At 71.2% G+C, this 6,330-nt stretch carries 7 protein-coding genes; 4 read left to right on the top strand and 3 right to left on the bottom strand.

Annotated elements, in window-relative coordinates; translation table 11 throughout:
- A partial coding sequence (locus ACIY1X_RS23710) for a proteophosphoglycan ppg4 (RefSeq protein ID WP_399685424.1) occupies positions 1-245 on the top strand: 245 nt, incomplete at its 5' end.
- A 65-nt stretch (positions 246-310) separates the two neighbouring features.
- Here ACIY1X_RS23710 and ACIY1X_RS23705 read toward each other — a convergent pair.
- Both ACIY1X_RS23705 and ACIY1X_RS23700 read right to left on the bottom strand, forming a co-directional pair.
- Positions 311-619: a hypothetical protein gene (locus ACIY1X_RS23705; RefSeq protein ID WP_399685421.1), complete on the bottom strand. Its 309-nt coding sequence runs from the start codon at positions 617-619 to the stop codon at positions 311-313.
- A 271-nt stretch (positions 620-890) separates the two neighbouring features.
- Positions 891-1,817: a carbohydrate kinase gene (locus tag ACIY1X_RS23700; RefSeq protein ID WP_399685426.1), complete on the bottom strand. Its 927-nt coding sequence runs from the start codon at positions 1,815-1,817 to the stop codon at positions 891-893.
- Positions 1,818-2,029: 212 nt separating this feature from the next.
- On the opposite strand from ACIY1X_RS23700, the gene ACIY1X_RS23695 reads away from it, so the two are divergent.
- The 3 genes from ACIY1X_RS23695 (at position 2,030) to ACIY1X_RS23685 (ending at position 3,838) form a co-directional block, all read left to right on the top strand.
- Positions 2,030-2,794: an alpha/beta fold hydrolase gene (locus tag ACIY1X_RS23695; RefSeq protein ID WP_399685418.1), complete on the top strand. Its 765-nt coding sequence runs from the start codon at positions 2,030-2,032 to the stop codon at positions 2,792-2,794.
- Positions 2,795-2,894: 100 nt separating this feature from the next.
- A complete protein-coding gene (locus tag ACIY1X_RS23690) occupies positions 2,895-3,431 on the top strand; it encodes a helix-turn-helix transcriptional regulator (RefSeq protein WP_399685416.1) in 537 nt (178 codons plus the stop codon).
- Positions 3,428-3,838 (top strand): VOC family protein, encoded by a 411-nt coding sequence (locus tag ACIY1X_RS23685; protein ID WP_399685413.1) that lies wholly within the window; start codon positions 3,428-3,430, stop codon positions 3,836-3,838. Before ACIY1X_RS23690 ends, ACIY1X_RS23685 begins: the two co-directional genes overlap by 4 nt.
- A 31-nt stretch (positions 3,839-3,869) precedes the next feature.
- On the opposite strand, the gene ACIY1X_RS23680 is transcribed toward ACIY1X_RS23685, so the two are convergent.
- Positions 3,870-6,215 carry a cytochrome P450/oxidoreductase gene (locus ACIY1X_RS23680; RefSeq protein WP_399685410.1) on the bottom strand — a complete coding sequence of 782 codons (2,346 nt, stop codon included), beginning with the start codon at positions 6,213-6,215 and terminating at the stop codon, positions 3,870-3,872.
- Positions 6,216-6,330: the final 115 nt, after the last annotated feature.

Raw genomic sequence — 6,330 nt, 5'->3', positions numbered from 1 at the left:
CGATCGCCGCGGCGCTCCTGGCCGGCACGGCCGTGGCCATGGCGCAGAGCACGCCGCCGAACCCCGCGTCTCCCAACCCCGCCACCGGCGCCGGGCAGCAGACCCAGCAGGGCACACCGATGGGGACGACGGGCGTGCCTGCATCGCCGCCGGCCAGTGGCACGAGCGCCGCGCCGGCACCTGCGCCCGAGCCCGCGCCGGCGCCCCAGCCCGACATGCGCCCGCCGCGCGCGGACCGCAACTGACGCCCGCTGCTCGAGGGCCAGCGGGCGGTCGAGCTTCCTCGCCGTACCGGATGGCGCGTCCGCGTTCAGCGGGTGGCCGGCTCGTCCGACAGGTCCGCCTGCGAAGCTGACGGGTGTGGGTCCTCGGGCGTCGCCACGGGCGCCTGAGAGGGGCGGTCCAGGTATTCCTTGATCCAGTGCCGCGCCTTCTCGGCCAGGGCGGTGCGCGCCGTGGCCTCGTCCTGGTCAGTGGCGGCGATCGAGACCCGGCACCTGGGCTCGCCGTCCAGCATCACCACCGCCACGTACTGGTTGGCTTCCTGGAGCATCTTCATGGTCCAGTTCGCCGGTGCAAGCGGCTCGCCGTGCGGCTTGCCGGGTTCGTCGAGGTTCATTCGCTGCGCCCTCCTTGCCGGCGCTTCGTCCGTCCAAGACCGGCGGCCTGCCGGCCCCTCCGCGTGAGAGAGAAGTAGAAAGTCGTCACTCCAGCGTGCGCGCGCTCCCTGGCGCGTCTTCCACCGCCGCGATCGGAACGAATGTGCGCCGAAACGGTGGAAAGCGGACAAGTCTTTCACAACGGCGGGCGCCGGAACAGTCGGCGCGGTCCTACAGCCACGGAGGCCGCGCATGCGGTCCCGAGGATCCGGCGCGGTGCGCAGGTTCGGCTCAGGCCACTTCGCGCCGCCGCGGCATGTCCGCCCCGCGCCGTGCGCAGGTGATGGCGGCGGCCCGCGCGCCGAAGCGCAGCAGCGCGGCCAACTGCTGCGCGTCCAGCGCATCCAGCCGCTCCGCCGGCAGGGCATCGTGCTCCGCCAGCCAGGCCAGCATCGCGGCCTGGAAGGTGTCGCCGGCGCCCACGGTGTCGATCACGTCCACCTGCGGCGAGGGCGCGGCGGCATGGCCGTGGCGGTTCCAGGCCAGGCTGCCGTTCGCGCCGCAGGTCACGACGACCAGGCGCACCCCTTCGGCCAGCCAGCGCGCGGCCACCTGGGCGGGGGATTCGCCGGGGTAGAGCAGCCCCAGGTCTTCGTCGCTCACCTTCACCACGTGGGCGAGCGCTGCCATCTCCTGCACCACGGCGCGCCAGCGCCCGAGGTCCGGCTCGACGTTCAGGCGCACGTTGGGGTCGTAGGCCACCAGGCGCTGCGCGCGCTCGCGCGCGGCCAGGCCGCGCAGCGCGCTGCCGACCGGATCCACCACCATCGTGTACGAGCCGAACTGCAGCGCGCGCGCCTCGGCCGGCAGAGCGGGCAGGGCGGTTGCGTCCAGCATGCGGTCGGCCGCGCCGTGGCCGTGGAAGGCGTAGCTGGGCACGCCGGTGCGGCCGACCGTGACCACGCTCAGCGTCGTCGGCGCCGGGCTGCGCACCACCAGGGCGGTGCCCACGCTCTCGTCCTGCAGCGACTGCATCAGCCGCTCGCCCGGCACGTCCTGCGACAGCCCCGCCAGGAACTGCACCGGCTGCCCCAGCCGGGCCAGGCCGACGGCGACGTTGAAGGGCGAGCCGCCCACGCGCGCGTCGAGCAGCAGCCCGGTGGGCGTGCTCTCCTGCACGTACACGTCCATCAGCGCCTCGCCGCAGACGACGAACATCACGCCTCCCTCGTGCCGTGCAGGCGGATGGGATCGGGCAGGGCGGCGGGCAGGGAGGGCGGGAAGGATGGCATGGCAGGCAGGCCGGATTAGGGGGCTCCAGTGGAACAAAAAAACGGGCGCACGCCGATACGGTGTTGCACCGGCCGCTGCGCGGTTCGCGCTACGCTTGCGCTTCCGCCCGCGCCGGGCGGCAACAGGAGACGACAGAGATGCAAGCGAGCGACACCTACCAGGTACTGGGATCCGGCCCGCGCAAGGTGCTGTGCCTGAACGGCTGGTTCGGCCATGCGGGCAACTGGGGGCCCTTCGTGGACAGCCTGGACCGGCAGGCCTTCACCTACGCCTTCATGGACTACCGCGGCTACGGCCGGCGCCGGGGCAGCGGCGGCGAGTACACGATGGCGGAGATCGCGCGCGACGCGCTGGCGGCCGCCGACAGCCTGGGCTGGGAGCGCTTCTCCCTGGTCGGCCACTCGATGGGCGGCATGGCCGTGCAGCAGGTGCTGGCCGACGCGCCGCAGCGCGTGCAGGCCCTGGTCGGCATCAGCCCCGTGCCCGCCGGCGGCGTGCCCTTCGACGAGCAGGGCTGGGGGCTGTTCTCCAGCGCGGCGAAGGACGCGGGGGCGCGCCGCACGATCATCGACCTGACCACCGGCAACCGCCTGACGGGCACCTGGCTGGACGCGATGGTGAACAACTCGCTCGCGAACTCGGACGAGGAGGCCTTCGCCGCCTACCTGACGGCGTGGGCGAAGTCCTCCTTCACCGAGCGCATCCAGGGCCAGGCACTGCCCGTGCTGGTGATCGCCGGCGAGCACGACCCGGCCCTGGGCGCCGAGACCTGCAAGGCCACCTGGCTGCAGCACTACCCCAACGCGACGCTGGAGGTCATGGCCAACGCGGGGCACTACGCGATGGAGGAGACGCCGGTGGCGCTGGCCAGCGTGATCGAAGCCTTCCTGCGCAAGCTGTGACGCGAGGAGCGTGCGGTACGGAACCCTTCATGGACACCATCGACGCCGCGCCATCCTGGATGGCGCGCTGCGCGGGCGTGGACGATTCCCGCAGTCATGTATGCACCCTCCAGAAGACGAAGACCCGGATGCGGTGATCCTCGAAGCGCTCGAAGGTGGGCGGCTTCAGGATCCGGCCCTGCTGCGCCGCCTGCTGCGCGCGAAGGACCGCATGGATGCTGCATCCCATGAACCCTGGCCCGTGTCCCGGCTGGCCGAGGTCAGCGGCGTCTCCCCAACCCATTTCGCGCACGCGTTCAAGCAGGCATTCGGCATCCCCCCGCACCGCTACCTTCTGACGCGGCGCATCGAGCAGGCAGCAACCTTGCTGCGCGATCTCGACCTGTCCGTGACGGAGATCGCCTTCGCGACGGGTTGGGAGAGCCTGGGCAGCTTCGGGCGCACCTTTCGCGACATCACCGGAAAGAGCCCGAACGCCCTGCGTGCCGACGCCAGGGCGGCCAGCGTGCAGCTCGACCGGGTGCCTGCCTGCGTCCTGAAGGCCGCGCAGCGCCCGGACCTCACCATCGCAGTTTCGGAGAAGCGCCGCCGCTCGGCGAGGGATACAAACGGCGCTTTCACGAAGGACATCTCATGAGTCAATGCATCAACATGGTGGGGCTGTATGTGGACGATCAGGAGGAAGCGCTCGCGTTCTACGTCGAGAAGCTCGGCTTCCGCATCCACACGGATGTACGTAACGGCGACTTTCGCTGGCTGACCGTTCAGCATCCCGATCAAGCGTCGTTCCAACTCGGCCTGTTCACGCCGGGACCGCCGGCGCACGACGAAGCCACGGCACAGGTGCTGCGCGCGCTCGTGGCCAAGGGCGCGATGCCGCCGCTGGTCCTGAACGTTGCCGACTGCCGGGGGACCTATGAGAAGTTGCGGGCGCTGGGCGTGGAGTTCACGCAGGAGCCCATCGACCGCTATGGCAATGTGGATGCGGGTTTCCGCGATCCGGCAGGCAACGGCTGGAAGATGATCCAGGCCGCGCAGGCGTGATCCGCCGGTCGCGGCCGCGATGCCGCCGCCGCTACAACTCCAGCACCAGCTTCTGCCCGCAGGCCCGCGAGCAGCAGCTCATCATGCGCTGGCCGGCCTCGCGCTCGCTGCGGGTGAGCACCATGTCGCGGTGGTCGATCTCGCCGGCGAGCACGCGCACCTCGCAGGAGCCGCACAGGCCTTCCTCGCAGTCGCTCTGCACGTCGATGTTGGCGGCGCGCAGGGCCGCCAGCAGGGTCTGGTCGGCGCGCACCGGCACGGTGAGGCCGGAGTCCTTGAGCTCGACCTCGAAGGCGTGCTCCTTCGACGGATCGAGCGTGCCGAGGGTGGATTCGAAGTGCTCCACGCGCAGAGTGTCCTCGGGCCAGTGGGCGCAGGCCGACTCCAGCGCTTCCAGCATGCGCAGCGGGCCGCAGGCATAGACCCGGGTATCGGGCTCGGGTGTGGCGAGCAGGGCCGGCAGGTCCAGGCGCGAGCCTTCGCCGCTCACGTGCAGGTGCAGGCGCTCGCCGTGCAGCGCCTGCAGCTCGGGCACGAAGGCCAGCGTGGCGCGGCTGCGGCCGCAGTAGTGCAGCTGGTAGTCGATGCCCAGTTCGCGCGCGCGGCGCGCCATCGCCATGATGGGCGTGATGCCGATGCCGCCGGCGATGAAGACGATTTTTCGCGCCTCCTCGTCGAGCCGGAAGTGGTTCCGTGGGCCGCGGATGCGCAGGCGGTCGCCGGCCTTGACGCTGGCGTGGACCCACGCGGAGCCGCCGCGGCTTTGCGGATCGCGCAGCACGGCGATCTCCAGCACCGAGGCTTCGGCCGGGTCGCCGCACAGCGAGTACTGGCGCGCGATGCCCGTGTCGCCGCACTCGACGTCGATGTGCGAGCCCGGCGCCCAGCGCGGCGCCGGCTGTCCGTCGGGCGTGGCCAGGCGCAGCCGCACGATGTCCTGCGCGACGGGCGTGACGCCCTGCACCACCATCGGCCGCGTGATCGCATGCGTCGAGGGCTCGCCGATGCGCACCGCGGCGCGGGCGGTGGCGCGCAGAGCGGGGTCGCGCCGCTCGGGGTTGAGGGCCGGGTCCCACTCCACCCACAGGTGCTCCGGCCCGCGGAAGGAGGTGTTGGGCACGTAGGTGAACTGCTGCGGCGCCAGCTTCATGTGCGGCAGGCGGCGGGTGAATTCCTCCAGGAACACCTGGATCTCCATGCGTGCCAAGTTCTTGCCCATGCACTGGTGCGAGCCGTAGCCGAAGGTGAGGTGGTCGCTGGCGTTGTCGCGGCGGATGTCGAACAGGTCGGCATCGGCGAAGTGGCGCTCGTCGTGGTTGGCCGACGAGGTGACGATCAGCAGCCTGCTGCCGGCCGGGATGGCGACGCCGCCCACGGTCACGTCCTTCGTCGCCAGCCGGCGCCAGGCGGCCACCGAGCCGTTGTGGCGCAGGCACTCCTCGGCCGCGTTGGGGATGAGGGCCGGGTCCTCGCAGATGTCGCGCCAGGCGGTGGGGTGCTGCAGCAGCAGCTTGAGCGCGTTGGCGCTGGCGTTGGCGGTGGTCTCGTGCGCGGCCACGATGCCGGCCATCATCATCGAGTGCAGGTAGGAGTCGGTGACGACCTCGGGCATGTCCTTCTGCTTGCGGATGCCGTACTGCATCCAGCCCGGCGCGTCGGGGTCCTGCCGCATCTTGTCGAGCACCTTGCCGGCGTACTGCCAGAAATTGCCGACGGCGTGCGCCACGGCCACCTGCTCCTCGGGCTTCGGCCGGCCCCAGGTGTTGACGGTGTGCGCGATGCTGTACTTGCGCAACGTGTCCATGTCTTCCTCGGGCACGCCGAGGAAGTGCAGGGCGACGGTCAGCGGCACCTCCCACAGCATCTGGTCGACCAGGTCGGCGCGGCCGTCGTCGATGAAGCGGTCGACGTACTCGCGCGCCAGCCGGCGCACCAGCGGCTCGTGGTGCTTGAGCGCCTCGGGCGTGAAGGGCTCCATCAGCGCGCGGCGGCGTGGCATGTGGGCGGGCTCGTCCTCGTTGACCAGCGTGCGGCCGATGGCGTAGCCGTAGCTGTCGAGCACGGCGTTGGCCTCGGGGCCGGTGGGCGTGATCTTCTCCAGCGCGATCGAGGGGCTGAAGGTGATGTTGTCGCGGAAGATGGCCTTGATGTCCTCGTAGCGCGTGACCACCCAGTAGCCCAGCACGGGGCTGTAGAACACCGGCTCCTGCTCGCGCGCCCAGCGCACGTACTCGGGCGGGTCCTGCTGGTAGCCGTCGCTGAAGGGGTCGAAGGCGGCGGCCCGGTGGCTGACGGGGCAGCCGGTGGGGGCCGCCTGCAGCGCGTCGGAGCCGTGGGTGATGGGGCAGGCGGCAGCGGAAATGGAGGCCGATGTCATGGGTGATGCTCCTGAATGCCAACGCCCGCCTGGCGGGGGCGAGCGCAGCGAAGCCTGTTCAAGTGCACCCGTGGAACCGGCTTTGCCGGGCCACCGGGTGCGCCCCCTTGAGGGG

Source organism: Xenophilus sp. (genome assembly GCF_044462705.1).
In the GTDB taxonomy this organism is placed as follows: Bacteria; Pseudomonadota; Gammaproteobacteria; order Burkholderiales; family Burkholderiaceae_C; genus Xenophilus; species Xenophilus azovorans.
This window is presented reverse-complemented; position numbering and strand designations above follow the sequence as displayed.